Origin of the sequence: Agrobacterium sp. ICMP 6402 (genome assembly GCF_009498615.1) — a bacterium.
In the GTDB taxonomy this organism is placed as follows: Bacteria; Pseudomonadota; Alphaproteobacteria; order Rhizobiales; family Rhizobiaceae; genus Agrobacterium; species Agrobacterium burrii.
Map to the genome: position 1 here is coordinate 324,411 of NZ_QSNV01000003.1, position 24,920 is coordinate 349,330.

Below are 24,920 nucleotides of genomic sequence, written 5' to 3' on the forward strand. Positions count from 1 at the left end.
TCAGGACAAATGCTGGCGCGATCTGGATACTTGTGTTTTTGGCGGTCTTTCCCGAATTACCCGGCAGCCGATCAAATCCAGCTCTCGCGTTCGCCGAAGGGCGTCTCGGCATCGAAATTTTTCGTGCCAATCCTGCTGCTCTCTCCCGACAGGCTGGGCTTATCCGCGCTGCCGCCTGAAGCTGCCGATTTGTCGGCGCTGTTTTCGAGAGTTTCAAGCTGAGCCTTGAGCGATGCGATGGCGCTTTTCAGTTCTTCCTGGGCTTTCGCTTCGGTGGTCTGGGTCAGCTCCGACTGCTTTTCGGCAATCTGCGATTTCAACTCGGAAACGCTTGAAGAGGAGGTGGATGAAGAGGAAAGGACGGAAACAGCGGCGCTTGTTCCCGAAACGGCAGAAACCATTGGTCGCCTCGTGGCGGATGTGTGGATTGGAAAACTATGAAACAAAGACTGAAAACAAGGCTACGCAATACGGGAATGCCTTGCAGCGCAGATTAGGCTGCTAATGTTTAATGAATGCTTTCGCGACGTTACGAGTTTTTTGGCAGGAATGTTTGTAGTCTGTGGGCTGGAAAGATCAGGGCCGGTGCACATGTCGTCGGCTGGAGGGAAAAATCACCGGGTCTTCAGCCAGTTCAGCACATAAACGCGCAAAGACGAGGACAGATTGCTGTCGGCGGGCCGGTTGTCATCTATTTCCGCGAGCAGGGCGGCGAAGCTGATCTTGCGCTTTTCGGCAATCGTCTTCAGTTCTTCCCAGAAGGCATCTTCAAGTGAAATGCTGGTGCGGTGGCCGTGCAATGTGGCTGAGTGCTTGCGGATCATCAGATCGGCCTCCGGCTGGAAATCTGAATCATGTTTCGCCGGCAAGCCTCTGTTTCGCGATTGATTTCCGATTTTGCGGGGAGTTCGCTGCGGCAGGTCCGATCGTCAGTCCCTGTCGGCTCCGCCATCATCCTTTTCGAGCCGTCCCTGATCGAGCGCTTTTTCAGCTTTCTCATTGAGGGCCGATGTAAGATTTTTTTCGGTCTTGCTGCGGCCGAAGGACAGGCGGTTCTGTTCCGCCTGTTTTTCCTTTTCGTTACGGGCTTTCTGCTTCCGAAACTGACGCAGATTGACGATATCGGCAGCCATGCGGATATGTATCCTTCGGTTTCGGGGGCGGAAAAAAGGCCGTTATTGTTTCTTGCGGAAGGCATCCAGCGAAACGACGGAACCTTCCTTCTTTTCCTCACCGGCTTTGGGTGTCTCGGAGGTGGAGACGGGCTTTGCCTCGTTGGAAACGGGATAAGCGGTGATTTCGGCCTCTTCCATTTCTTCTTCGTCGGCCAGGGGCACGTCGAATTCAAGTTCGAAATTGACGGAAGGATCGTAGAAACCGCGAATGGCGTTGTAGGGAATGACCAGCTTTTCCGGCGTATCCGAGAAGGACAGGCCAATTTCGAAGCCGATTTCCGTCACCTTCATGTCCCAGAACTGGTGCTGGATGACGATTGTCATCTGTTCGGCGTATTTTGACTTGAGGTGCTGGGAAATCCGCACGCCCGGCGCGCCAGTCAGGAATGTGATGAAGAAATGATGGTCGCCCGGCAGGCGGCCGGTTGCGGCCACTTCACCCAAAACCTTGCGAATAACGCCGCGAAGGGCATCCTGTGCGAGAATGTCGTAACGGATATGATCCTGCCCCATGCGGTCCTGTCTTTCCCTTATTCGAACGTCTTTTAATGCGCTGCGCGCCTTGCGCGCCAAGGACGCTGTAACACTTTGAATCTTTGCGCAATCCTGAACCGGAGATCGAACTCGATCCAGACGGCTGCGCTTTGCCCAAGTATACGCAATGTCCTGAACGGCAGCAACGGAAAAGCCGATGCCGTTCGCAAGTCAGCTATCATATAACCAATTCAGGCAAAATGGAGAAGGTGGAGGTTTCTGTTGCCAGGTACCTCCGAACCCCGCCTTACGGGGCTAACCGTAAGGACTTAGAGCGGAATTCCCGCACCGCCATTAGGCAGCGAGAGCGTATTCCTTAGCGTTGTTGTCGTTTGCAACTACACTTGTGACCCGATAACGGCGGTATCATGCCGAGCAAAAGTTCGATCTTTACGCCCTTGTCGATCCTATTTCGCCCCCATCAAAAGCCGGTCTCGTTCTCACAAAGCCCGCCGGTTTTTGGTGGAGGCGCCGGGTACCGCCCCCGGGTCCAATAGGTTTATTACATCGTCCGTTTATCGCCATAGCCGGGTTGCCCCGGCAAAGCTCATATAGGCGTTTCGCCCGGCGGAGAAAAGGGGGGCTATGACAATTCGATGAAAAGGTTTCGTGTTTGACCTTGGCTATTTAGACAATTCTTGACGACGAGAGATTGCTGACACATTCTCCATGCAACCGGTCACCAGAAGCAACGTGGCGCCGGGGACACACGAAGGAGTTGATATGACCGACTATCTCGCAGATGTGAAGAAATACGATGCGGCAGCCGATGAAGCCATCGTAGGCAAAATCGTCAAGCATCTCGGCATTGCGTTGCGCAACCGGGATTCATCGCTGGTGTCCGCTACCGATCCGGAAGAGCTGGCGCGCGTCAAGACAAGCTGGTGCGGCAAAAAGCTCGGCGTGACCGATGATAGCGCCGACAAGGCGATCGACGCCGTCTGCAAGACCATGGCCGCGGATCGCTCCAAGTCGCGCGTCACCTTTTATTATCTGGTGGCCAAGGAACTGGGCAAACTCCAGTCGCTTTGATTTGAGCCGGGGATAAGCCCGCATTAGGTGATTGGTTCTGCCGCCCTGTGCTATTATATTCTCTGGATATCAGGGAATCGGCGGCAGAACGCATGAAACAATATCTCGATCTTCTCCGGCATGTGATGGATACCGGCTCCGACCGCGGAGACCGCACCGGCACCGGCACGCGTTCGGTCTTCGGTTACCAGATGCGTTTCGATCTTTCGCAGGGCTTTCCGGTTCTCACCACCAAGAAGCTGCATCTGCGCTCCATCATCCATGAATTGCTATGGTTCCTGAAGGGCGACACCAATATCGCCTATCTCAAGGACAATGGCGTTTCCATCTGGGATGAGTGGGCCGATGAGAATGGCGATCTCGGCCCGGTCTATGGCGCGCAATGGCGCTCGTGGCCGGCCCCGGATGGCCGGCATATCGACCAGATCGCGCTTCTGATCGAGGCGCTGAAAACCAATCCCAATTCCCGCCGCCACATCGTTTCGGCCTGGAACCCGGCGCTGGTGGACGAAATGGCGCTGCCGCCCTGCCATTGCCTGTTCCAGTTCTATGTTTCGGATGGCAAATTGTCCTGCCAGCTTTACCAGCGCTCGGCCGATATCTTCCTCGGCGTGCCGTTCAACATTGCTTCCTATGCGCTGCTGACGCTGATGGTGGCGCAGGTGACCGGTCTGAAACCGGGCGATTTTGTCCACACGCTCGGCGACGCGCATATCTACGCCAACCATTTCGAACAGGCGCGGCTGCAGATGACGCGGACCCCGAAGGCCCTGCCGACGATGCGCCTCAATCCTGACGTGAAAGACCTTTTCGGCTTTAAGTTCGAAGACTTTACGCTTGAGAATTACGAGGCCGATTCAAGCATCAAGGCGCCGATTGCGGTATGAGTGAGCCGCGCGTCACCATCATTGTCGCAGTGTCGGAGAACGGCGTTATCGGCCGTGACCTCGACATGCCGTGGAAACTTTCCACTGACCTCAAGCGCTTCAAGGCGATGACGATGGGCAAGCCGCTCATCATGGGCCGCAAGACGTTTCTGTCGGTCGGCGAGCGTCCCCTGCCGGGCCGGCCGCATATCATCGTCAGCCGTAATGCCGATTACAGGCCGGAGGGCGTTGATGTCGTCTCGTCGCTGGAAGAGGCTTTGAAGCTCGCCAAAGACAAGGCTGCGGAACTGGGCGTGGATGAGGTTTTTGTGGCTGGCGGCGGCGAGATTTATCGTCAGGCCATGCCGTTTGCCGATCAACTTTCCGTCACCCATGTGGCGGTAAAGCTCGATGGCGACACTTTTTTTCCGGATATCGATCCCGCCGTCTTTGAAAAAATCGACGAGAATGCCGTTCCCGCAGGGGAAAGGGACAATTATCCGGTTCTGTTCACCACTTATTTGCGAAGAGCCGCGTCAAAGTGAACTATTTACCGCGATTGGGTATTTAGTTACCACCTCTGCGTTGAAACGGACGCTTCTCCTTCTTATAACGGGTCGATATTCCCGCCGCACGCGAGCAATCGCTTTCGAACGGAACCGGGAGAGGCTTTTATAAAGAGGTATTGATGCCCTGGAGCAATCAGAATGGCGGCGGCGGCCCTTGGGGCGGCGGCGGTGGAGGAAACAACCAGGGCGGCGGTGGCGGCCCGTGGGGACAGGGGCCTAACCGGCCTCGCGGCGGTGGCGGCGGCAACAATGGCGGCCCGCCCGATCTGGAAGAGATCATCCGGCGCAGTCAGGACCGTTTCAGGAATGTCCTGCCGGGTGGCTTCAATGGCGGCGTGGTTGCGATCCTCGTTCTCGTCGTGCTCGTTTTCCTCGGCATTCAGTCCATCTATACCGTCCAGCCGGACGAGCGCGGCGTGGAGCTGCGTTTCGGACGTCCCAAGGACGAAATCTCGATGCCGGGTCTGCATTTCCATCTGTGGCCGATCGAGACGGTTGAAATCGTCAAGGTCACCGAACAGCAGCAGAATATCGGTTCACGCGCCTCGTCTTCCTCATCGAGCGGCGTGATGCTGACCGGCGACCAGAACATCGTCAACGTTCAGTTCTCGGTGCTCTATACGGTTTCGGATCCGAAATCCTATCTCTTTAACGTCGATAGCCCGGCGGAAACCCTGCAACAGGTTTCCGAAAGCGCGATGCGTGAAGTCGTCGGTCGTCGTCCGGCACAGGATATTTTCCGCGATAACCGTCAGGCGATTGCGGGCGATGTGCGCGCCATCATCCAGTCCACCATGGACGGTTACGGCGCCGGCATTTCCATCAATGCGGTCGCCATCGAAGATGCGGCACCGCCGCGCGAAGTGGCCGATGCCTTTGATGAAGTGCAGCGTGCGGAACAGGACGAAGATCGCTTCGTTCAGGAAGCCAACCAGTATGCCAACCAGAAGCTGGGTGCGGCACGCGGTCAGGCAGCACAGATCGTCGAAGAGGCGAACGCCTACAAGTCGCGTGTTGTCAACGAGGCCGAGGGTGAGGCACAGCGCTTCATCTCCATCTACGACCAGTATCGCACGGCGCCTGATGTGACCCGTCAGCGCATGTTCCTTGAAACCATGGAACAGGTCCTGAAGGGCTCCAATAAGGTCATCATCGACGAAAAACAGGGCGTGGTGCCTTATCTGCCTCTGAACGAGATCATGCGCGGCAATACAGGCGCAGCACAGCAGGGAGGCAACTGATATGAGCAACCGTCTTACGGCCGTTCTCGTCGGTCTCGCCGTCCTGCTTTTCCTCGGCTATTCGTCGATCTTCGTCGTCAACGAACGCCAGCAGGCAATCGTTGTCCGCTTCGGTCAGATTCAGGACGTGAAAACCGCGCCGGGCCTCTACTTCAAGATGCCCTTCGCCTTCATGGATGCCGATCGGGTGCAATATGTCGAGAACCGGGCGCTACGCTTCGATCACGACAATATCCGCGTTCAGGTTTCAGGCGGCAAGTTCTATGAAGTAGACGCCTTCGTGGTCTATCGCATCACGGATGCACGCCGGTTCCGCCAGACGGTCTCGGGTGACCAGATGTCGGCCGAATCGCGTCTTCGCACCCGTCTCGACGCATCGTTGCGCCGGGTCTACGGTCTTCGCGGCTTTGAATCGGCGCTTTCGGACGCACGTGCATCGATGATGCAGGAAGTGCGTGACGATCTGCGTCCCGATGCAGAATCGCTCGGCATCAGCATCGTGGATGTCCGCATCCGCCGTACTGACTTGACGCAGGAAGTGTCGCAGCAGACCTTCGAGCGCATGAAGTCGGAACGTCTGGCTGAAGCCGAACTGATCCGCGCTCGTGGTAATGAAGAAGCCCAGCGTCGCCGCGCTATAGCTGACCGTCAGGTTGTCGAGTTCGAGTCCGACGCACGTCGCCAGTCCGAAGTCCTTCGCGGTGAAGGCGATGCGAACCGGAACCGCATCTTCGGTGAAGCGTTCCAGCGGGACCCGAACTTCTTCGAGTTCTATCGCTCCATGGCGGCCTATGCCACGTCGCTGAACGGCACCGGCACGACGCTGGTCCTGTCCCCGGATTCGACCTTCTTCCGTTATTTCAACAATATCGACGGCGCTCCGTCTGCGGCCCCGGCTGCACCTGCGGCGCCCGCGCCGGCGAATTGATAGCGGATAAAATGAGGTTGGAGGGGCCGGTTTTTACCGGCCCTTTCTTTTTTTGCAAAGCGATCCTCATGCTCGACGGAGCAGGGGCTCGACCACCAATGTTGGTAATTTGAGGACTGGTTTTGGCCGGCCCTTTCTTTTCACTCCGTTTTCGTGCCAATGCTGTACGCTCCGGGCAAGGCGGCATCCGCCTGTTCACGAAAAGGTATTTTTACACTTCATCATTCCGCCTTATGCTTTGTCGATATAGCAAGGCGAGACTATTTGAAACGCGAGGACGCTTATGGCCGTGACCCTTCTTTCGCCCTTTCGCAGCAGCATTGCCGCAGTCGCGGGCATCGCGCTTGTGGCGGGTAGCCTTTCGGCACCTGTTGCGGCATGGGCGCAGAGCCATGGGCCGGAATCGGTGGCCGATCTTGCCGAGCCGCTTCTGGATGCGGTGGTGAATATTTCCACGTCGCAGAACGTCAAGACCGAGGGCAAGGGGCCTGTTCCGCCAAAGCTGCCGGAGGGGTCGCCCTTCCAGGAATTCTTCAAGGATTATTTCGATAGCCAGAAGCCGGAGGGTGGTGAAAAGGTCAACTCGCTGGGTTCCGGCTTTGTCATTGATCCCGCCGGTTATGTCGTCACCAATAATCACGTCATCGAGGGCGCGGATGCCATCGAGGTGATTTTCCCTAATGGTTCGAAGCTGAAGGCAACGCTTGTTGGCACCGATACCAAGACCGACCTTTCGGTCTTGAAGGTAGAGCCGAAAACGCCACTGAAGGCCGTCAAGTTCGGCGATTCGCGCAGCATGCGCATCGGCGACTGGGTGATGGCGGTCGGCAATCCCTTCGGACTTGGCGGGTCGCTGACGGTCGGCGTCATTTCCGCGCGCGGCCGCAATATCAATGCCGGTCCTTACGACAATTTCATCCAGACGGATGCGGCGATCAACAAGGGCAATTCCGGTGGTCCGCTCTTCAACATGAAGGGCGAGGTGATCGGCATCAATACGGCGATCATTTCGCCGAGCGGCGGTTCGATCGGCATCGGCTTTGCCGTTCCGACGGAACTTGCGCAGAATATCGTGCAGCAGCTGATCGAATTCGGCGAAACCCGTCGCGGCTGGCTCGGCGTTCGCGTCCAGCCTGTTACCGACGATGTGGCCGCAAGCCTTGGCATGGAAAGCGCCAAGGGTGCTCTGATCTCCGGCGTCGCCAAGGGCGGCCCGGTGGAGAACGGCCCTATCCAGGCTGGCGATGTCGTGCTGAAATTCGACGGCAAGGACATTCATGAAATGCGCGACCTTCTGCGGATCGTGGCGGAAAGCCCGGTTGGCAAGGAAGTTGATGTGGTGATCCTGAGCGACGGCAAGGAGGAGACCGTCAAGGTCAAGCTCGGCCAGTTGCAGGATACGACCGACGAAAAGGCCGCGACCGAAGACCCGCAGGCCGAGGATGGCGATGGCGGCGTGGTTGCGCCTGAAGATGATGGCGGCACCGACGATCAGGCGCAGGACCAGACGCCGGAAGTGCGTGAAGCGCCGCAGAGCGTGCTTGGCATGAATCTGGTCGTCCTCAGCAATGAACTGCGCACGGAAAAGGGCATTGCCGAAAGCGTCGAAGGTGTGCTGGTCGCCAGCGTCGATCCGGGTTCGCCCGCCGAACAGAAGGGCATGAAACCGGGCGATATCATCGTCGAAGTCGGCCAGGACTTCATGGAAGTTCCCGGTGACGTGCTGGTGCGGATCAACGGCCTGAAATCCGAAGGCCGCAAGAATGCGCATATGATGGTTGCCGATGCGCAGGGCAATCTGCGCGTGGTGGCGCTGGCGCTGGAATAGAGCGCTTTCCACCCGGTTCGGCAGGAATCGGGTGGTTGTGATCCCGGCCTCTCTCTAATCCTTGGTCTCCATCAACGGAGGCCAAGGATATGAAATTACTCGAAAACAAGGTTGCCATCATCACTGGCGCGTCATCCGGCATCGGCCGGGCGACGGCGAGGCTGTTTGCCGCTGAAGGGGCAGCCGTCGTCATCAATGCGCGGGGTGCTGCAGCACTGGAAGAGGTTGCCGCTGAGATTCGCGAGATCGGCGGCCGGGTCCATGCCGTTGTCGGCGACGCTAATCTTGAGGAAACCCATTCCCGACTGGCGGATGCGGCCGCAAGCGTTTTCAGTGGTCTTGATATCGCCGTCAATAATGCGGGCGCGGTCGGAGCCATGAAGCCGATGGCGGAGATTTCCGCCGAGGAATGGGATCATGTCCTCACAGCCAATCTCACTTCCGCATATCTCGGTGCGCGTCACCAGATTCCGTTGATGCTTAAGCGGGGCGGTGGCTCGATCATCTTTATCTCCAGCTTCGTCGGCACCAGTGCCGGCATCCCGGGAATGGCGGCCTATGGTACGTCGAAGGCGGCGTTGATGGGGCTGGTGAAAGGCATTACCGCCGATTATGCCGTGCAGGGCATTCGCGCCAACGGGCTGCTTCCCGGCGGGGTAGACACGCCCATGGCCGGAGATGCGGCTCAAAAGGAATGGGCTGCGGGCCTGCATGCGATGAAACGCATCGCCGAGCCGGAAGAACTGGCGCAGGCAGCACTTTTCCTCGCCAGCCCGATGTCGAGTTTCGTCGCCGGATCGGCCCTGTTTGCGGATGGCGGCAATGCGGCGGTGAAGTAAGGTTCCAGACTGGCGGGGAGGGCGTTATTGCGCTTGCCGTTCCCGCCATTCCGTCAGCGTCAGCGCATAGGTCACATGCGGACGCAGATGCGGATGGGTGTCATCAGGCACGCGCGGATGGTCGAAATCGCGTGACGGGTCCCGTTTCAGGCCGATGCGCTCCATCACACGCGTCGAACGCTCATTGTTATGGACAGCGAAGGAGACGATTTCCGGCGTCTCCTTTTCATCGAAGGCCATGACGAGCAGCGATTGTGCGGCTTCGGTGACATAACCATGGCCCCAGTAACGGGTGGCGAGCCGCCAGCCGATCTCCATGGTGCCGAGCGGGAAAGGCGGATCGAGGTTCATGACGGGCGATATGCCGCAGAAACCCATGACTTCGCCGGTTTCGCGCAGTTCCATGGCGTAGAAGCCATAACCGCTGCCACGGATCATGCCGTTGATGGTTTCCAGAACCGCATCCGCTTCCGCATGGTTGCGGCGGAAGGGGAAAAATTCCATGACCTTTTCGTCCGCGTTGATTTCGCGAAAGAGGTCGCGGTCGCTCTCCTTCCATTCGCGCAGAATGAGCCTTTGTGTTTCGCGAATGATCATGGAGTGACAAAATCCGTCTTGCGGTAGCCCTGGATGTAAAGAAGCGCGGTCAGGTCGCCATGGTCGATGCGCATCTGCGCCTCAGCCGCAACGGCGGGCTTGGCGTGCAGGGCAACACCCGCGCCAGCCAGATGCAGCATGCCGAGATCGTTGGCGCCGTCACCGACCGCCATCGCCTCTTCCGGCGAGATGCCAAGCGTTGCGGCAATGTCGTTCAGCGCGTCCACCTTGGCCTGTTTGCCGAGGATCGGTTCGGCAACCGTGCCGTCAAGCTCGCCATTGGCTTCGCCGAGCAGATTGGCGCGGTTCTCATCGAAACCGAGCATGGCCGCGACGGGGCCGGTGAAGACCGTGAAGCCGCCGGAAACCAGCGCAGTATAATAGCCCTTGGCCTTCATGGTGGCGATCAGTTCCTTGCCGCCGGGGGTCAAGGTGATGCGCTTTTCAATGACCTCGTCGACCACCGAGACCGGCAGACCCTTCAGCAGCGCCACGCGCTCCCTGAGCGCCGGCTCAAAAGCGATCTCGCCATTCATGGCGCGGGCGGTGATGGTGGAGACCTTGTCCTTCAGGCCGACTTCGGCGGCCAGCTCGTCGATGCATTCCTGGCCGATCATGGTCGAATCCATATCGGCGATCAGAAGTTTCTTGCGGCGCTGGTCCTGCTCCTGGATGACGATATCGATTGGCTGGCCAGTGAGCGCCTCGGCAATCGCGTTGCGGGCCTCTTCGGCACTGGTGCCGGAAGGCAAGGCGATATCGCAGGCGACACCATCCGCCAGCCAGTAAAGACCTGACGCATTGACGGCCTTTGCGGCGGCTTCGCCGAGGGCCGATGTCAGAACAGGATTTGACGGATTGGCGATAAGCGTGGCAACGAAAGCCATGATGAAAAACCTTGATGAGAATTTTGATGCGATCCTGATAACCGGCCCGACGGCAAGCGGCAAGTCCGCGCTTGCGCTTCGTTTGGCGCGGGAGCGGAATGGCGTCGTCATCAATGCCGACAGCATGCAGGTTTATGACACGCTGCGGGTGCTGACCGCCCGGCCTTCGGAAGAAGAAATGCAGGGCGTGCCGCATCTGCTCTATGGCCATGTGCCGGCGAACAGCCTTTATTCCACGGGGGAGTGGCTGCGGGATATTTCCGCCCTGCTTTCGGATCTGCGCAAGCAGGGGCGTTTTCCTGTCATCGTCGGCGGCACGGGGCTTTATTTCAAGGCGCTGATTGGGGGACTGTCCGACATGCCTGTCATCCCGGACGAAATCCGCGACAGGCTGCGTGGAAGGCTGATTGAAGAGGGGCCTGCGGTTCTCCACATGGAATTGTCGCGACGCGATCCTGCGATGGCGGAGGATCTGCAGCCGGGAGACGGCCAGCGTATTGTTCGAGCGCTGGAAGTGATTGAGGCGACCGGAAAATCGATCCGGGATTACCAGAAGGCCAGCGGTCCGGTGATCGTTAATCCCGACCGGGCGCAGAAATTCGTCGTTTTGCCTGAGAGGCCGGTGCTGCATGACCGCATCAACCGTCGTTTCGAGGCCATGATGGAAAGCGGTGCGGTGGAGGAGGTCGAGGCGCTTCTGGCTCTCAAACTCGCGCCCGATGCGACGGTGATGAAGGCGATTGGCGTTTCTCAGATCGCTGATATGCTGGCCGGGCGCATCAGCGAGGCGGAGGTCATCGAAAAATCGGCCGCTGCGACCCGCCAATATGCCAAACGGCAGATGACCTGGTTCCGCAACCAGATGGCGGAGGACTGGACGCGCATCCAGCCCTGAAGGCTGGCGTCAGTCCTTGCGATAGAGACTGCCGAGCGGCTTTTTCAGGAGACTTTCGCGCAGCGACGGGCGTGTATCCGCCGGCGAGGGGCCACTTTGCGTCTGCATCTGGAAACCGGCCCGACGCAAGTCGTTGACGGCGCCAGAGGCGCTGTCCATCCTCTCCGGGTTTTGTGGCTGTGGCGATGTGCGTCCGGGCAGCATGTCCGGGCGGTAAGGCTCATAGCCCTCCGTTGCGGGCGTTCCCAATTCTCGCTTCCAGCGATCGATATCGTCTGCTTCTCCGGGCTCCACCAGCGATTCCGGCAGATCGGAAAAGGCCGCTTCAACGCTTTGCTGGAAGCCGGTGATGACTGGCCTCGCTGTGGCCCGCATGCGGGTGACAATGCTGTTGAGGTCGACGGTGTCGGGTGTTTCGTGGGGCGCGTGGCTCACCGTACCGCTCGCCTTCGGCAATTTGATTGTCGGCACACGGTCGAAGCGCATGCGCATCGGCACACCCACCGCCTCGCCGAAGGCGATGGCCTCGCCATTGCCGATGGAGGAAAGAAAGCTGGTGGTCGAGGCCGAGGCGTTTGGCACGGCCGACAGAATGATCTTCTGGTCGATCTCGTTTGACAGCCGCATGGCAAAAACGGTCGAGCATTGCGACAGGATGGTCTGATCTAGCTCGCTTGGCCGCTGGCTGATGACACCGAGTGAAATGCCGTATTTGCGGCCTTCCTTGGCGATCTGGGCGATGGATTGCCGGGTCGGGAAAAAGCCGCGCTCGGGATCGGCCGGGACATAACGGTGGGCTTCTTCGCAGACGACAAGCATGTGCAGCGAGCCGCGTGCCAGCACCGCCAGCTCAAACGACATGCGGCAGAGAACGGAGACCACCGAGTTCACCACTTCGGAGGGAATACCCGACAGCTGGAACACTGAAATCGGCTTGCCTTCCCCCGGAATACGGAAGATATGCGCCACCGTTTCCAGAATGGTGTCGCTGATCGTATTGCTGGAGAACATGAAATTATAGCGCGGGTCGTTGATGGCCGAGAGGATGCGGCCTCTCAGGGAGCGGAGCGCCGGCTTTTCGCCGCGTCCTTCCAGCCGCCCGATACGCTCGTCGATGGAAGCCAGAAGATCAGCCATGCGGTAAGGCACCGGCGAATCCGGTGTGATCGCGCTCTTGTCGGAGGTGCGGCGGACGGCGGAACCATCCGTTCCGCGAAATACCTTTTTCGCCTCGGGTATGACTTCACGCAGAACGTCCATCTCTTCCGGCACGGGCTTGCGACCACGGAAAACCACTTCCGCGAATTCCTCAAGGCGCATCAGCCAGAAGGGAAGGTCGAGCGTATCGGTATCGATGACAACTGAATGATCGGGAAAGGCGGCTGCGAATTCATTGTGCGGATCGAGAATGAGGACGCGCAGTTTCGGGTCCGTTTCGATCGCCTTGTTCAAAAGCAGGGAAACCGCAGTGGTCTTGCCGACCCCGGTAGAACCGACGACGGCGAAATGTTTTGAAAGCATCTGCGGAATGTTGATGGCCGCGCCGATCGTGTCGTCCTGCGTCAGCTTGCCAATGACGCAGCTGTCACGCTTGCCGCTGTCGTAAATCTTGGCAAGGTCGGCGGTGCGGATGCGATGCGCGACTGCGCCGAGATAGGGGTAACGGGAAATGCCGGTGGAAAACCGTTCGCTGCCGTCTTCGGTGCGGTAAATTTCGCCCACCAGTTCCACGTCGATCAGCAACCTGTTCGACTTCTCCGACGACCAGTATTCTTCGCTGGTGCGCATGGAAAAGACCAGCGCCGTAACACGGCTCGTGCCCATTTCGATGGAGATCAGGCGCCCGACAGACCAGAGCTGGGCGACATCGGTTGAGCCCATCTCTGTTTCGGCGGCGATGGTCGCATGGGCGCCATTGCAGGCGATGACGCGGCCAAGCATGCGGTTTGCCGGTTGCTGGCCGGATCGTCGTTCGTTGTCGTCCATGGGGGACGCTTTATGAAACTCGTCGTTTTTCACGTCTTATCCCGGTACATGCGGATGATCGCGGTGGTTCGGGCAGTATCTGCGCTTTCGATCATAAAAGATTATATTTAACAACAGGTGTATCAATTGGGTTCGAAAATTTCGTCAACGGCACTTTTTGAGTAATAAAAGAAGTGGTTGCCGATTTTTTCCGCAATATGCGTTGACGGCTTATGGTTTTGTGGCTAACACTCCGGCCCATGAAAAATCTTAACGTACTTATCGTGGTGGGACGGCGCATGGGCAGGATGGTGTAACCATCCGGCGAAAGCACCCATGCGCTGAACGAGGCTCCTCTAGGGGCCTTTTTTTATGTCTTCAAACAGGCCTTCGGGCTCCTCGATATCCAAAGCCAATGCGGGATGGAAACAGGCAATGACGGATAAGGACAATACGGAAAACAGCAATCGCATGACAGGTGCGGAGATCGTGCTCAAAGCGCTGAAGGACAATGGCGTCGAGCACATCTTCGGTTATCCCGGCGGTGCCGTGCTTCCGATCTATGACGAGATTTTCCAGCAGGAAGACATCCAGCACATTCTCGTGCGCCACGAGCAGGGTGCCGGCCACGCCGCCGAAGGTTATGCCCGCTCCACCGGTAAGGTCGGCGTCATGCTCGTCACGTCCGGTCCCGGCGCCACCAATGCGGTAACGCCGCTGCAGGATGCGCTGATGGATTCCATTCCGCTCGTCTGCCTTTCCGGCCAGGTTCCGACATCGCTGATCGGTTCTGACGCGTTTCAGGAATGCGACACGGTCGGTATCACGCGCCCCTGCACCAAGCACAACTGGCTGGTAAAGGACGTCAACGAGCTGGCTGGCATCATCCATGAGGCCTTCCGCATCGCCCAGACGGGTCGTCCCGGTCCCGTCGTTGTCGATATTCCGAAGGATATCCAGTTCGCCACCGGCACCTACACGCCGCCATCCGCTGCCGTTCAGCAGAAAAGCTACAAGCCGAAGGTTCAGGGTGACCTCAATGCCATTCACGCCGCCATCGACCTGATGTCCAAGGCGAAGAAGCCGGTGTTCTACACCGGCGGCGGCGTCATCAACTCCGGCCCGGACGCGACCCGGCTGCTGCGCGAGCTGGTGGAGCTCACCGGTTTCCCGATCACTTCGACGCTGATGGGCCTCGGTGCCTATCCGGCATCCGGCAAAAACTGGCTTGGCATGCTGGGCATGCACGGTTCTTACGAGGCCAATATGACGATGCATGATTGCGACGTTATGGTCTGCGTCGGCGCGCGTTTCGACGACCGGATTACCGGACGCCTGAACGCGTTTTCGCCGAACTCCAAGAAGATCCATATCGATATCGACCCGTCCTCGATCAACAAGACGGTGCGTGTCGAGGTGCCTGTTATCGGCGATGTCGGCCATGTTCTGGAAGATATGGTTCGCCTGTGGCGCGCTTTGCCGAAGAAGCCGGAAAAAGCCCAGACGGCGGACTGGTGGTCGCAGATCGAGCGCTGGCGCGCCCGCAACTCCTTCGCCTACAAGAATTCCAAAGATGTCATCATGCCGCAATATGCCTTGCAGCGGCTTTATGAGGCATCGAAGGGACGCGAGACCTTCATCACGACAGAAGTCGGCCAGCACCAGATGTGGGCGGCGCAGTTCTTCGGTTTTGAGGAGCCGAACCACTGGATGACCTCTGGCGGTCTCGGCACCATGGGTTACGGCCTGCCGGCGGCGATTGGCGTGCAGGTCGCGCATCCCGAAGCGCTGGTCATCGACATTGCCGGCGATGCGTCGATCCAGATGTGCATTCAGGAAATGTCCTGCGCCATTCAATACGGCCTGCCGGTGAAGGTTTTCATCCTCAACAACCAGTATATGGGCATGGTGCGGCAGTGGCAGCAGTTGCTGCACGGCAACCGCCTGTCGAACTCCTATACCGAAGCCATGCCTGACTTCGTCAAGCTGGCGGAGGCCTATGGTGGGGTCGGCATGTATTGCGACGATCCGAAGGAGCTGGACGACAAGATTGCAGAAATGATTGCCGTCAACAAACCGGTTATCTTCGATTGCCGCGTCGCCAATCTTGCCAATTGCTTCCCGATGATCCCGTCTGGTAAAGCCCATAACGAGATGCTGTTGCCGGATGAGGCGACGGATGAAGCTGTTGCCAACGCCATCGATGCCAAGGGCCGTCAGCTAGTCTGAGCCGGGAGAGGAAAAGGACATGAACGCACACCTACAACCCACCGGCTCCGCCTATTTCATTCAGAAGGAAACGGCTGCCGTCGAAAATCACACGCTGTCGGTTCTCGTCAGCAACGAGCCGGGCGTTCTCGCCCGGGTCATCGGCCTGTTTTCCGGCCGGGGCTACAATATCGAAAGCCTGACGGTTTCGGAAACCGAGCATGAGGCGCATCTGTCGCGCATCACCATCGTCACGCGCGGCACGCCGATCGTGCTGGAGCAGATCAAGGCGCAGCTGGAGCGTATCGTGCCGGTGCACCGGGTTCTCGATCTCACCGTTCGCGCCCGCGAACTGGGGCAGGAACGGCCGATAGAGCGCGAAGTGGCGCTGATCAAGGTCGCAGGCACGGGCGAAGTTCGCGCTGAAGCGCTGCGCCTTGCCGATGCGTTTCAGGCCAAGGTGGTGGATGCGACTGTCGAGCATTTCATCTTCGAAATCACCGGAAAGTCATCGAAGATCGACCAGTTCGTCGCCATCATCAAGCCACTCGGCCTGATCGAGATCTGCCGCACGGGGATTGCCGCGATGAACCGCGGTTCGCAGGGGATGTAATCTCCGCACGTCAGGCAAATGCCTCGGAATTATCCAAGCCCGCGCTACGTCGCGGGCTTGTCGTTTTCCTAGCTACCGTCCGGTGCGTTTTCCAAAGGGAATGATGCGTGCGTTTCCGGTCCTGCCTGGGTTTTGCGGCGGGTCATCCGCAGGACGCGTCACGACGAGACGGCCGCCGGTACCTTCGGCCAACGCCTCGCTTTCGCGCATTTTGCGAAGCCTGGCTCGGGCTTCCGGCGTCGCCGTGCCGATCAGTCGTTCAACGCCGTTGACGCCACCCGGGACCGTGAGCCGGCGTTCGAGATCCTGCGCCATATAGCCATGTTGACGAGAGTAGCGAAGGGTTAGCTGATAGCAATCCGGCATGCCTTCTTCGGTGTTCGCTTCGACATGGCGAACCCGGTAGGAAACGGAGTCGTCTTCTATCCCGAAGATGTCGCCATCGGGGATGATATATCCGTTTTTCTGGGTGGCAATTTTGATGAAAGTGAGCGCGCCTTCATACAGTTCGGGCCATGAAACGGGAGCGGCTTCCACATGGATTTCCCGCCCGATATAGTCTGCCGCCCCCAAGGTGTGAATGCCGACATATTGCCCCGTCGTTCCCCGGGGCGGCTCCTCACCGTAAATGCAGGGATGAACCGTCAGCGGGCCGATAGGCTCTCCCACCAATGTCGTGAAATTGTCGGGCGAAAACACCATGTTGCTCTGGGTCCAGTGGATCAGGCTTGCCCGCATGCCTGTGCAGATCGTTTCGCAGGCAATTGACAGGACTTTGATCCGCTCGAGAAACTCGGCAAGCGAATGGCCGGGTTGGTGCATGCCGAGTTCGTCGAACAGGCTCGAAATACCTTTTTCCCGGATCACGCCGCCAAATACATCGTGCTGTACATAGACAAGCAGATGGGATTTGTGGCGCCGGATCCGTTCTGCGGCATCGGGCACCAGCATGGTTGAGATTGGTGAGCCGAGCGTGCCAGCGAAAACGCCATGATCTGCCGGCCCGGTTATGAACTCGACGGTGACCTGAAGATCGTTCGGCCCGAACATCTGTACATAGGACGAAGACATTCCGGGGCATGTCAGGGGAATGCCGAGCCGATTGAACACGGTCTGGAACTGCTTGACCAGATCCGGTAATGGCGAGGAGGGGATGTTGCCTTCCAAAAGGATGGCTGCCTGCATCTGGTTGGTATATTTCCCGATCATAATAATGGTGATCCCGATGAATATGCCAGTATCATCACGCATCCGGGTTGCGCTCTCGTAAATAGAACTCACGCAATTTAATCAATGTAACATTTTTTATTTGTCTGTGATTAAGATTATTAGCATTATTGTATATTTATATATGTCGTGCGTATATTTCTTTCTTCGTGCCTTGGTGTCTACATTTCAAAGACAGCCCGTCGGGCATTGGAGTTTCTCCAAATCCGGTTCCGCTCCGAAAGCTCGATCCGCCGCTGTCAGCCGTTCGGCCTGCGGTTTGTCGCAGCCATCCCAGCGCGCCTTCGGTTGATGGATTTATATTCAACCATATGGTTGACTTTCTGGGTCGGTGAGCTATATTCAACAACATGGTTGAATTATCTGTTCCACAACTCGACACTGTCTTTCATGCTCTCGGCGACGCGACGCGGCGCACGATGCTGCGGGACCTTTCTTTTGGCGAACGAACGGTAAGCCAGTTGGCCGAGCCGTTCGACATTTCGCTCGCCGCAGCCTCCAAGCACATCAAAGCGCTTGAGAATGCCGGGCTTATCCGCCGTGAGGTGAAGGGGCGCACCCATGTGTGCCGACTTGCGCCCGAACCTCTGGCGCAGGCGCATGAATGGCTGGGCTTCTACCGGCAGTTCTGGAACAGCCGTCTCGATATTCTTGAGCAAATGCTCCGGGAGGATGAGCAGGGGAAAACCCCTGCAAATGGAGGAAATGACAATGGCTGATATCGCAATACCCGACATCTATGGCCGGCTCGTGGAGCCTGCGACCCTGAAGATCGAACGGCTGTTGCCGGGACCGATTGAGCGGGTGTGGGCCTATCTGACCCAAAGCGATCTTCGTCGCCGCTGGCTGGCATCAGGCGAAATGCGGCTGGCGCCCGACGCGCCATTCGAACTGGTCTGGCGCAATGACGAGCTTTCCAATCCGCCGGGTCGCCGGCCGGAGGGCTTTTCCGAAGAGGAAAAGATGGCGTCCCGCATCATTACCGTCGTTCCGCCGCATCGCCTTGTCTTCAGCTGGGGCGAAGGCGGGGAGGTGTCGATCGAACTCCAGTCCCTCGGCAGGGATGTGCTTCTGACGCTGATTCATCGTCGGCTTTCGGATCGGAAGAGCAAGCTCGATGTCAGTTCCGGCTGGCACGCGCATCTCGATATTCTTGCGGACCGCCTTCAGGAAAAGGAGCCCGGCCCCTTCTGGGATGCATGGCTGAAACTGAGAAAAGAGTATGAGCAGCGCATAACTTCATAAAATGCGTCAAGCCTGACGGCGCGGCTGGTCCGCGCCGTTCAAAGGGAGGCTTAGCGCGGTAGCTCCGGCTCTCACCTTCTGATTCAACCGCCTCAGCGCCCGATTCCGAAATGTCTCTTAACCCCTTGCTCCATCAGAGCATTTCCAGTGCCGTCTTTCGCGTTGGCAACGGGAAGGCGGCATCGAGAGCGGTCCAGTCTTCGTCACTTATTTCAAGATCGGTCGCACCGCGGTTTTCTTCCACACGGGAGGCGCTGGCGGATTTCGGGATGGCGATGACGCCGTCTCTTTCCAGCAGAAAGGCCAGCGCCAGTTGCGCCGGGGTCGCCTGATAGGCCTTGGCGATGCGGATGAGTTCGTGGTTCTTCAGGATGCGGCCCTGCTCGATGGGGGAGTAGGCCATCAGCGGTACACCGCGCTCTTGGCACCAGGGCAGCAGCGAGAACTCGGGGCCGCGCCGCGACAGGTTGTAGAGGACCTGATTGGCGGCGCAGTTTTTGCCATCTGGCACCGCGAAAAGCTCTTCCATGTCGTCGGTATCGAAATTGGAGACGCCCCAGTTGCCGATCTTGCCGTCGCTCTTCAATCTTTCGAAAGCCGCCACCGTTTCGTTCAGCGGGTGTTCGCCACGCCAGTGCAGCAGATAGAGGTCGATATGATCGGTGCCGAGCCTTGCAAGGCTGCGCTCGCAGGCCTCCACCGTGCCTTTGGCGCTAGCGTTCCACGGATAGACCTTGCTGACCAGAAACACGTCGTCACGATGGCCGGCAATTGCCGTGCCGACCACCTCTTCGGATCGGCCATCGGCATACATCTCGGCGGTATCGATCAGCGTCATGCCGAGATCGATCGCCTTGCGGATGCTGTCGATCTCCTGAGACGCGGACGATCTGTTTTCTCCCATGTTCCAGGTGCCGAGGCCAAGGGCTGGAACCTCTTTTCGAGATGGCAGGGTAACGGAAGGAATGTCGTCATACATTGTTTCGCTCCAGCGGTTGTCGGGGGAGAATAGCCCTTTGTGCTGACTTCTCAAACCCGGCACGGGTGGGATCGATCCATCAAAAAAATTGACCCCGGCCATCGGCTTGCCGGGCTGGTTTGATAGTGGTCGGGTGGGTAGGGTCTCTTTCACAGGAGAAATCATGACCGTTGAAACCTTCGCTGCACTGGTGTTGTTTGCCTTCACCACCTCCATCACGCCCGGCCCAAACAATATGATGCTGTTTACCTCTGGCGTGAATTTTGGGTTCCGCCGCACCATCCCGCATATGCTGGGCATCGGCGTGGGGTTCTTTTCGCTGCTGATCGGTGTCGGTTTCGGTCTAGGTGCGGTGCTGCATTCGGTGCCGGCGCTTTACACCGGGCTGAAATTTGCGGGCGGGCTGTATCTCGTCTGGATCGCGTGGAAGATCGGTACTTCCCGCAGCCTGAACGAGGGGACGGCCGCATCGCAGCCGATGAGCTTCCTTGCCGCCGCTGCCTTTCAATGGGTCAATCCGAAGGCCTGGGTGATGGCGGTGACGGCAATGGCGACCTATACCAACGAGGCGCAATATTTCGTCACCGTTCTGGTCGTCGGCGTGGCCTTCGCCGCCGTCAATCTTCCCAGCGTTTCGACCTGGGCGGGCTTCGGCTCTGCGCTGCGCGACTGGCTGTCCGTGCCGGTCCGGCTCAAATGGTTCAACATCACCATGGCCGTGCTGCTCGTCATCAGCCTCTGGCCGATGCTGAAATAACAGCCTTTACGTCGGGAATTGCCGATAACATTCCTCGGCAATCTTCTGCACTTCGTCGCGCGTCAGTTCGGCGGAAACGGCATAGCCCAGTTCGTTGTCTATCCAGTAGAAAGTCTCGATGCCGTCGGCGCTCGCCATGCGGAAACTGGTGGTGCGGTTTTCCTCGTTATGACCAATCAGCACCGTCACGCGTTTGCCGGTCTTGTCCTGATACATCAGCATTGCGCCCGGCTTGCCGCTGACGGGGATGAGACGCCCACCGACGAGGTCATATCCGATCTTGGAAAGGTCGGGTATGGCGAAGGGATAACCGAGCCGCTTGCCGAGCCATGTCGCGAGATGCTTCTGCTCGCCTGCGCCGACTTCGACGGGGTGGCGCACCTCGCTCGCATAGATGAGGTAGGCGGATTTCGCCTGTGCGGGAATATCCGTCGGCAGCGATGCCAGAACCACATCCTGCGGCGTGGGGACAGACGGCGGCAGAAGCCTGCCGGCTGCGGCGCCCGCCACGAAGATCACGAGGGCAGCCGCTATTTTCGCCAGAGCCGGTTTCAGCCGCCATGGGCGATCCGGCTTTTGGGGGCTCAGCATCGATGCGTCGTGCGGATGCGCGGCGGCATAGGAGGCGAAGGCGTTTCGCAGACTATCGGCCTGTTTTTTCCAGTCCTCCACACGGGCACGCTCTTCCGGCCGTTCCGCCAGCCACGCCTCGACAGCCGCACGGTTGTCGTCGGAAAGAAGTCCGTCGACATAGGCATGCAGATCGTCTTCGGTTATGGCATCGGGCCGTTTCATCGTGGTCTCCGCAGGGGAATGATATTATCCGCCGCCAGATGCTGGCGAAGGGTTTCGCGGGCGCGGGACAGTCTGGACATGACGGTGCCGACGGGGATCGTCAATGTCTGCGCCGCCTCCTGATAGCTGTAACCTTCCACCGTCACCAGCATCAGCACGGCCCGCATATCGGGCGAAAGAAGTGCGAGCGCGCCGTGCAGCCGGTCGTTTTCCAGCGTGTCGGAAAGCTGATCGGTGACGGCAATGGTTTCGTGGCCATCGAGGCTTTCGGACGGGTGACGTTTCTCGGCACGGTGGCGGTTACGATAAAGATTCGTCATTATCGTGTAAGCCCATGATTTCAAACCCGTTCCGCGCCATTGCCTTTTATTGATCAGCGCTTTTTCCACGCAGTCCTGCAAAAGGTCTTCGCCATCCGCATCCGAGCGGGAAAGGCTGCGGGAATACCGTCGCAGCATGGGTATCAGGGCCAGCACCTCCGCCTCGAAGGCGCCGGCTGCGGGGGAGTGGCTCCCCCGCGTTTTGCCATTCATGCCATCAGGGTTTTGCGGCATCCCATACACCGTTCATACCGTCGCCGGTGGCGTCGCCTTTTTTCATGTCCTTGACCCAATAGTAGAGCGGCATGCCGTCCTTTGCCCATTGCATCTTGCCATCCTTGCGCGTCACGGTCGTATAGGCCCCCTCGGCCTTGGCGCCAGTGGCTGCGAAAAACGGCGGCCAGTTCACCGCGCATTTGTCATAACAATTGGATACGCCCTTCTTGTCGTTCTTGAAAGTGTAGAGCGTCATGCCTTTTTCGCCGGCAAGTACATTGCCTTTGTCGGTCTTGACCGTTTCGACCGCCGGGGCCGCATAGGCCGTTCCGGCGAAAGCCAGAACGAGGGCGGGAACGATAAAGCGGATTTTCATGGACATATCCTCCTTGGTTCGGGCGGGCTTTGCCGCCAACAGATCAAGAGACACCGCAGCCTGCCGGTTTATTCCCTGCCGTGGACGATTTTTGTGATTTTTAAACTTACCCATTGAGCTAAGTGTTTTGTCGTGATAGTTAGCCTTATGGAAAACTATTCAGATGCGCTCGACGACATCTTCCAGTCTCTTGCCGATCCCACCCGCAGGGCGGTGATTTTGAGGCTTGGCGGCGGGGAAGCAAGCATCGGCATGCTGGCAGAACCTTTCGATATGGCCCTGCCGTCGTTTATGAAACATATCCGCCAGCTGGAGGAGGCGGGGCTGATCGTCACCCGCAAGCAGGGCCGGGTGCGGTTCTGCTCGCTGGAAAAACAGCGATTTTCCATGCTCGATGGCTGGTTGTCGCAACAGCGCGCCATCTGGGAAGGCCGCACGGACAGGCTTGAGCAATTCGTCATGGCGCAAAAAGATATGGCGGCCACACGCAAACGGGAGAATGACACATGACCGAGACTTTCAATCCCGATCTCGACCTCAAGATTTCACGCATCATAAGGGCGCCGCGACAGCTCGTCTGGAATGCATGGGTCGATAAGAGCAGGCTCGAACAATGGTGGGTGCCGCATCCCGGTCAATGCCGCGTCGAGAAAATGGAGCTTCACCCCGGCGGCGCGTTCGAGACACGCTACAGTGAGGACGGCACGGCATTCGGCGACCATATCAGCGGATGTTTTCTGGCGGTGGATGATGGCGAGCGTCTGGTTTTTACAGATGCGCTGACCTCCGGCTTTCGTCCCTCCGCCCGTCCGTTCCTCACCGCCGTGATGACGTTCCGTGATCACCCGGAGGGTATGGAATATGTGGCCTATGCCATGCACCGAAACCCTGTAGATCGCGATAAGCATGCGGAGATGGGTTTCTTTGACGGCTGGAACACGGTTGCCGGGCAACTGGCTGAGCTTGTCGAGAAGCAGGCGGTCAATTAACGCGCGTCAGCCGAACAGGGGGATATCTGGCTTGGTGAGCATCAGCCAGATGATGCCGACAACCGCGAAGAAGGCGGGGAAACCGCAGGCGAACCAGATGCGGTAAAGGCGGAACCATTGCGCCGGCAAGGCCTGTCCCGTGGCGGCGCAGTCTCGGGCGATATTGCGCAGCTTGATCTGGATCCACACCACCGGCAGCCAGAAAATGCCGGTGAAGACATAAAGGCCGAGCGAAAGGGCGATCCAGCCTTCGGTCAGCGGCCAGCCGATGATGCGTGCCAGAAAATAACCGGTCACCGGCTGGATGATCGCCGCCGTGGCGGTGAAGATGGTGTCGGCGACGACGACCGTGCCCGCCACATGGGCGATCAGCGCCGGGTTTTCCGTTCGCCGCGCCATCACCATGAAGAATGCGATGCCGGCACCGGTGCCGAACAGCACCGTCGCGCCGATGACATGGGCGAGCCGCAGAAGTTCCTCAAGCGTCATCAGCGTTCATCCAGCGTGGCAAGGGCGACAAGTGTCAGGGCGACCGAAGGCAGAACCTTGACGAGGGGGCCAAGCGGATCGAGCCACAGGTCCGGTTCCAGCAGGCTGCCGCCGGCAAGGTAAGCAGCGCTGACCAGCAGCATGCCGATGAGCGCTTTTCTGGCGAGCGGTCGCAACAGGACGGTGACGCCGAGGGCGATATCGATGAGGCAGGTGGCGAGCGTCAGAGTGACCGCCGGTGCCTGCGGCATGAAGGGCAGAAAATGTGCCGCCGCTGCGTTGATATTCAGCAGCGGGACGAGGCCGGACAACAGCCAGAATAATGATAGGCACAGAATGACCAGCGGTTTCAGGAGATATAATCGGGCGAACCGCAGGTCCTGCACGCCGGAAGGGTGGGCGGCCAGCGTTTGCCTCAATGTCCTGAGCGATGTCGCCACCGGTCTCACCTCACCCTCCGTCACGATGCCTTCCGACATGACCGTCATGGCGGTGGAACGCAGCGGCGACCGCCAGCCGAGCGCGCCTGCGGCATCCGCCATGAGGCTTACGGGACGCATGAAGGCGGCTGGAAGATTGATGGTGGGGGCCGGGCGCAGGCCCAGCCATTGCCGGTGCATGGCGACCACGTCTTGCAATGTCAGTGTTTCCCCGGCGGCGAGTTCGAGATCGCTGCTCGGTGGAATTTCACCGTCGATCGCCGCACAGACGGCCGCCGCCACATCCTCGACCGCGACCGTTTGGACCGGCATCGTGCCATTGACGAGCGGCAGCATGAGGGGAAAGCTCGCAAGTGCGCGCACCAGTGCCGTGCCGCCATGGGCATTGCGCCCGACAACCAGCGCGGGGCGGAGAAAGACAAAAGGCAGGACGCTTGCGGCAAGCGCCGCATCGGCACGGCGTTTGGTGGTGAGGAAGGGCAGGTCCGATGCGGCTCCCGCCGTGCGGGCCGATATCTGGATCATCAGCCTGCCACCGGCCTGCGTTGCTGCATCGTAGAGCGCCAGCATCGCTTTTTCCTGTGTCGCGGCAAGATCGTCCGAAAGACCATCCTGAAGCGCGCCGGCGCAATTGACGATGGCGTCGTGATCGCTGACCAGCGCCTCCCAATCCGGGGCGTGCATCATGCGCGCGAGATCGGCGGATATCCAGTTCGCGAAAGGCCATTTGTCCATGGCCCGGACAACGGAACGGGCCAGTCCGGTGACGGCGTGGCCACGCCCGTGAAGGCTACGCATCACCTCCGAACCGATGAAACCTGTCGCGCCGAGAATCAATATCTTCATGCGCGGCATAATAGCGGCCGGGGTTTAAAAACCAGCCGTGTTTTATTGCCGCATTCTCGCGCAT

General features: G+C 58.8%; 29 protein-coding genes and 1 other RNA gene. 15 read left to right on the plus strand and 15 right to left on the minus strand.

Annotation, left to right across the window (positions count from 1 at the left end; genetic code table 11):
- Positions 1 to 71 precede the first annotated feature (71 nt).
- The 5 genes from DXT96_RS12685 to ssrA form a co-directional block, all read right to left on the minus strand.
- The gene (locus DXT96_RS12685) at positions 72 to 401 is read right to left on the minus strand and encodes a hypothetical protein (protein WP_153515073.1); all 330 of its coding nucleotides are present in this window, start codon (positions 399 to 401) and stop codon (positions 72 to 74) included.
- 213 nt (positions 402 to 614) lie between these two features.
- Entirely contained in the window at positions 615 to 824 is a 210-nt protein-coding gene (locus tag DXT96_RS12690) for a ribbon-helix-helix domain-containing protein (protein ID WP_065113731.1), read from the minus strand.
- 105 nt (positions 825 to 929) lie between these two features.
- Entirely contained in the window at positions 930 to 1,133 is a 204-nt protein-coding gene (locus DXT96_RS12695; RefSeq protein ID WP_149900216.1) for a DUF4169 family protein, read from the minus strand.
- 42 nt (positions 1,134 to 1,175) lie between these two features.
- On the minus strand, positions 1,176 to 1,688 hold the full coding sequence (locus DXT96_RS12700; RefSeq protein ID WP_149900217.1) for an SspB family protein: 513 nt from the start codon (positions 1,686 to 1,688) through the stop codon (positions 1,176 to 1,178).
- A 229-nt stretch (positions 1,689 to 1,917) separates the two neighbouring features.
- Positions 1,918 to 2,290: a transfer-messenger RNA gene (gene ssrA, locus DXT96_RS12705) on the minus strand.
- 142 nt (positions 2,291 to 2,432) lie between these two features.
- On the opposite strand from ssrA, the gene DXT96_RS12710 reads away from it, so the two are divergent.
- From DXT96_RS12710 to DXT96_RS12740, 7 genes are all read left to right on the plus strand, one after another.
- Positions 2,433 to 2,741: a DUF2853 family protein gene (locus DXT96_RS12710; RefSeq protein WP_153515074.1), complete on the plus strand. Its 309-nt coding sequence runs from the start codon at positions 2,433 to 2,435 to the stop codon at positions 2,739 to 2,741.
- A gap of 92 nt (positions 2,742 to 2,833) precedes the next feature.
- Complete coding sequence (locus tag DXT96_RS12715; RefSeq protein ID WP_142840236.1) at positions 2,834 to 3,628, plus strand: thymidylate synthase; 795 nt, start codon at positions 2,834 to 2,836, stop codon at positions 3,626 to 3,628.
- A complete protein-coding gene (locus tag DXT96_RS12720) occupies positions 3,625 to 4,152 on the plus strand; it encodes a dihydrofolate reductase (RefSeq protein WP_149900219.1) in 528 nt (175 codons plus the stop codon). Before DXT96_RS12715 ends, DXT96_RS12720 begins: the two co-directional genes overlap by 4 nt.
- A gap of 143 nt (positions 4,153 to 4,295) precedes the next feature.
- Positions 4,296 to 5,417: an FtsH protease activity modulator HflK gene (gene hflK / locus DXT96_RS12725; RefSeq protein ID WP_149900220.1), complete on the plus strand. Its 1,122-nt coding sequence runs from the start codon at positions 4,296 to 4,298 to the stop codon at positions 5,415 to 5,417.
- A 1-nt stretch (position 5,418) separates the two neighbouring features.
- Complete coding sequence (gene hflC, locus DXT96_RS12730) at positions 5,419 to 6,345, plus strand: protease modulator HflC (protein ID WP_149900221.1); 927 nt, start codon at positions 5,419 to 5,421, stop codon at positions 6,343 to 6,345.
- 283 nt (positions 6,346 to 6,628) lie between these two features.
- Positions 6,629 to 8,173, plus strand: a complete 1,545-nt coding sequence (locus DXT96_RS12735) for a Do family serine endopeptidase (protein WP_153515075.1) — start codon at positions 6,629 to 6,631, stop codon at positions 8,171 to 8,173.
- Positions 8,174 to 8,262: 89 nt separating this feature from the next.
- Positions 8,263 to 9,012 (plus strand): SDR family oxidoreductase, encoded by a 750-nt coding sequence (locus tag DXT96_RS12740; protein ID WP_153515076.1) that lies wholly within the window; start codon positions 8,263 to 8,265, stop codon positions 9,010 to 9,012.
- Positions 9,013 to 9,036: 24 nt separating this feature from the next.
- On the opposite strand, the gene DXT96_RS12745 is transcribed toward DXT96_RS12740, so the two are convergent.
- Both DXT96_RS12745 and serB read right to left on the minus strand, forming a co-directional pair.
- Positions 9,037 to 9,609 (minus strand): GNAT family N-acetyltransferase, encoded by a 573-nt coding sequence (locus tag DXT96_RS12745; RefSeq protein ID WP_153515077.1) that lies wholly within the window; start codon positions 9,607 to 9,609, stop codon positions 9,037 to 9,039.
- Entirely contained in the window at positions 9,606 to 10,496 is an 891-nt protein-coding gene (gene serB / locus DXT96_RS12750) for a phosphoserine phosphatase SerB (RefSeq protein ID WP_153515078.1), read from the minus strand. The genes DXT96_RS12745 and serB overlap by 4 nt, the downstream gene beginning before the upstream one ends.
- Here serB and miaA point away from each other — a divergent pair.
- Positions 10,495 to 11,391 carry a tRNA (adenosine(37)-N6)-dimethylallyltransferase MiaA gene (miaA, locus tag DXT96_RS12755; RefSeq protein WP_153515079.1) on the plus strand — a complete coding sequence of 299 codons (897 nt, stop codon included), beginning with the start codon at positions 10,495 to 10,497 and terminating at the stop codon, positions 11,389 to 11,391. The genes serB and miaA overlap by 2 nt on opposite strands.
- 9 nt (positions 11,392 to 11,400) lie before the next feature.
- Here the strand turns inward: miaA and DXT96_RS12760 are convergent, their stop codons facing one another.
- Positions 11,401 to 13,410, minus strand: a complete 2,010-nt coding sequence (locus DXT96_RS12760; RefSeq protein ID WP_371418855.1) for an ATP-binding protein — start codon at positions 13,408 to 13,410, stop codon at positions 11,401 to 11,403.
- Between the two features lie 381 nt (positions 13,411 to 13,791).
- Here DXT96_RS12760 and DXT96_RS12765 point away from each other — a divergent pair, with 381 nt between their 5' ends.
- Together DXT96_RS12765 and ilvN are read left to right on the plus strand one after the other, a co-directional pair.
- Complete coding sequence (locus tag DXT96_RS12765) at positions 13,792 to 15,585, plus strand: acetolactate synthase 3 large subunit (protein ID WP_153515081.1); 1,794 nt, start codon at positions 13,792 to 13,794, stop codon at positions 15,583 to 15,585.
- A gap of 19 nt (positions 15,586 to 15,604) precedes the next feature.
- Entirely contained in the window at positions 15,605 to 16,177 is a 573-nt protein-coding gene (gene ilvN, locus DXT96_RS12770; RefSeq protein WP_003507555.1) for an acetolactate synthase small subunit, read from the plus strand.
- Positions 16,178 to 16,249: 72 nt separating this feature from the next.
- Here the strand turns inward: ilvN and DXT96_RS12775 are convergent, their stop codons facing one another.
- Positions 16,250 to 17,428: a hypothetical protein gene (locus DXT96_RS12775; protein ID WP_153515082.1), complete on the minus strand. Its 1,179-nt coding sequence runs from the start codon at positions 17,426 to 17,428 to the stop codon at positions 16,250 to 16,252.
- 326 nt (positions 17,429 to 17,754) lie between these two features.
- Between DXT96_RS12775 and DXT96_RS12780 the strand changes: the two genes are divergently transcribed.
- Together DXT96_RS12780 and DXT96_RS12785 are read left to right on the plus strand one after the other, a co-directional pair.
- Complete coding sequence (locus DXT96_RS12780; RefSeq protein ID WP_149900229.1) at positions 17,755 to 18,123, plus strand: helix-turn-helix transcriptional regulator; 369 nt, start codon at positions 17,755 to 17,757, stop codon at positions 18,121 to 18,123.
- Positions 18,116 to 18,649: an SRPBCC family protein gene (locus DXT96_RS12785; RefSeq protein WP_153515083.1), complete on the plus strand. Its 534-nt coding sequence runs from the start codon at positions 18,116 to 18,118 to the stop codon at positions 18,647 to 18,649. The genes DXT96_RS12780 and DXT96_RS12785 overlap by 8 nt, the downstream gene beginning before the upstream one ends.
- Positions 18,650 to 18,782: 133 nt before the next feature.
- On the opposite strand, the gene DXT96_RS12790 is transcribed toward DXT96_RS12785, so the two are convergent.
- On the minus strand, positions 18,783 to 19,628 hold the full coding sequence (locus DXT96_RS12790) for an aldo/keto reductase (protein ID WP_153515084.1): 846 nt from the start codon (positions 19,626 to 19,628) through the stop codon (positions 18,783 to 18,785).
- Between the two features lie 163 nt (positions 19,629 to 19,791).
- Here DXT96_RS12790 and DXT96_RS12795 point away from each other — a divergent pair, with 163 nt between their 5' ends.
- Positions 19,792 to 20,385, plus strand: a complete 594-nt coding sequence (locus DXT96_RS12795) for a LysE family translocator (RefSeq protein WP_153515085.1) — start codon at positions 19,792 to 19,794, stop codon at positions 20,383 to 20,385.
- 6 nt (positions 20,386 to 20,391) lie between these two features.
- Here DXT96_RS12795 and DXT96_RS12800 read toward each other — a convergent pair whose 3' ends face one another.
- The 3 genes from DXT96_RS12800 to DXT96_RS12810 are packed head-to-tail and all read right to left on the minus strand — an operon-like array spanning position 20,392 to position 22,098.
- A complete protein-coding gene (locus DXT96_RS12800; RefSeq protein ID WP_153515086.1) occupies positions 20,392 to 21,180 on the minus strand; it encodes an anti-sigma factor in 789 nt (262 codons plus the stop codon).
- On the minus strand, positions 21,177 to 21,734 hold the full coding sequence (locus tag DXT96_RS12805) for an RNA polymerase sigma factor (protein WP_194287629.1): 558 nt from the start codon (positions 21,732 to 21,734) through the stop codon (positions 21,177 to 21,179). The genes DXT96_RS12800 and DXT96_RS12805 overlap by 4 nt, the downstream gene beginning before the upstream one ends.
- Positions 21,718 to 22,098, minus strand: coding sequence for a hypothetical protein (locus DXT96_RS12810; protein WP_153515087.1), 381 nt, complete (start codon positions 22,096 to 22,098; stop codon positions 21,718 to 21,720). The genes DXT96_RS12805 and DXT96_RS12810 overlap by 17 nt, the downstream gene beginning before the upstream one ends.
- A gap of 141 nt (positions 22,099 to 22,239) precedes the next feature.
- On the opposite strand from DXT96_RS12810, the gene DXT96_RS12815 reads away from it, so the two are divergent.
- Positions 22,240 to 22,602, plus strand: coding sequence for a helix-turn-helix transcriptional regulator (locus DXT96_RS12815; protein WP_153515088.1), 363 nt, complete (start codon positions 22,240 to 22,242; stop codon positions 22,600 to 22,602).
- Positions 22,599 to 23,081: an SRPBCC family protein gene (locus DXT96_RS12820; protein ID WP_153515089.1), complete on the plus strand. Its 483-nt coding sequence runs from the start codon at positions 22,599 to 22,601 to the stop codon at positions 23,079 to 23,081. Before DXT96_RS12815 ends, DXT96_RS12820 begins: the two co-directional genes overlap by 4 nt.
- A 6-nt stretch (positions 23,082 to 23,087) precedes the next feature.
- On the opposite strand, the gene DXT96_RS12825 is transcribed toward DXT96_RS12820, so the two are convergent.
- Both DXT96_RS12825 and DXT96_RS12830 read right to left on the minus strand, forming a co-directional pair.
- Positions 23,088 to 23,570 (minus strand): DUF2269 domain-containing protein, encoded by a 483-nt coding sequence (locus DXT96_RS12825; RefSeq protein WP_153515090.1) that lies wholly within the window; start codon positions 23,568 to 23,570, stop codon positions 23,088 to 23,090.
- Positions 23,570 to 24,856 (minus strand): SDR family oxidoreductase, encoded by a 1,287-nt coding sequence (locus tag DXT96_RS12830; protein WP_153515091.1) that lies wholly within the window; start codon positions 24,854 to 24,856, stop codon positions 23,570 to 23,572. Before DXT96_RS12830 ends, DXT96_RS12825 begins: the two co-directional genes overlap by 1 nt.
- Between the last annotated feature and the right edge of the window lie 64 nt (positions 24,857 to 24,920).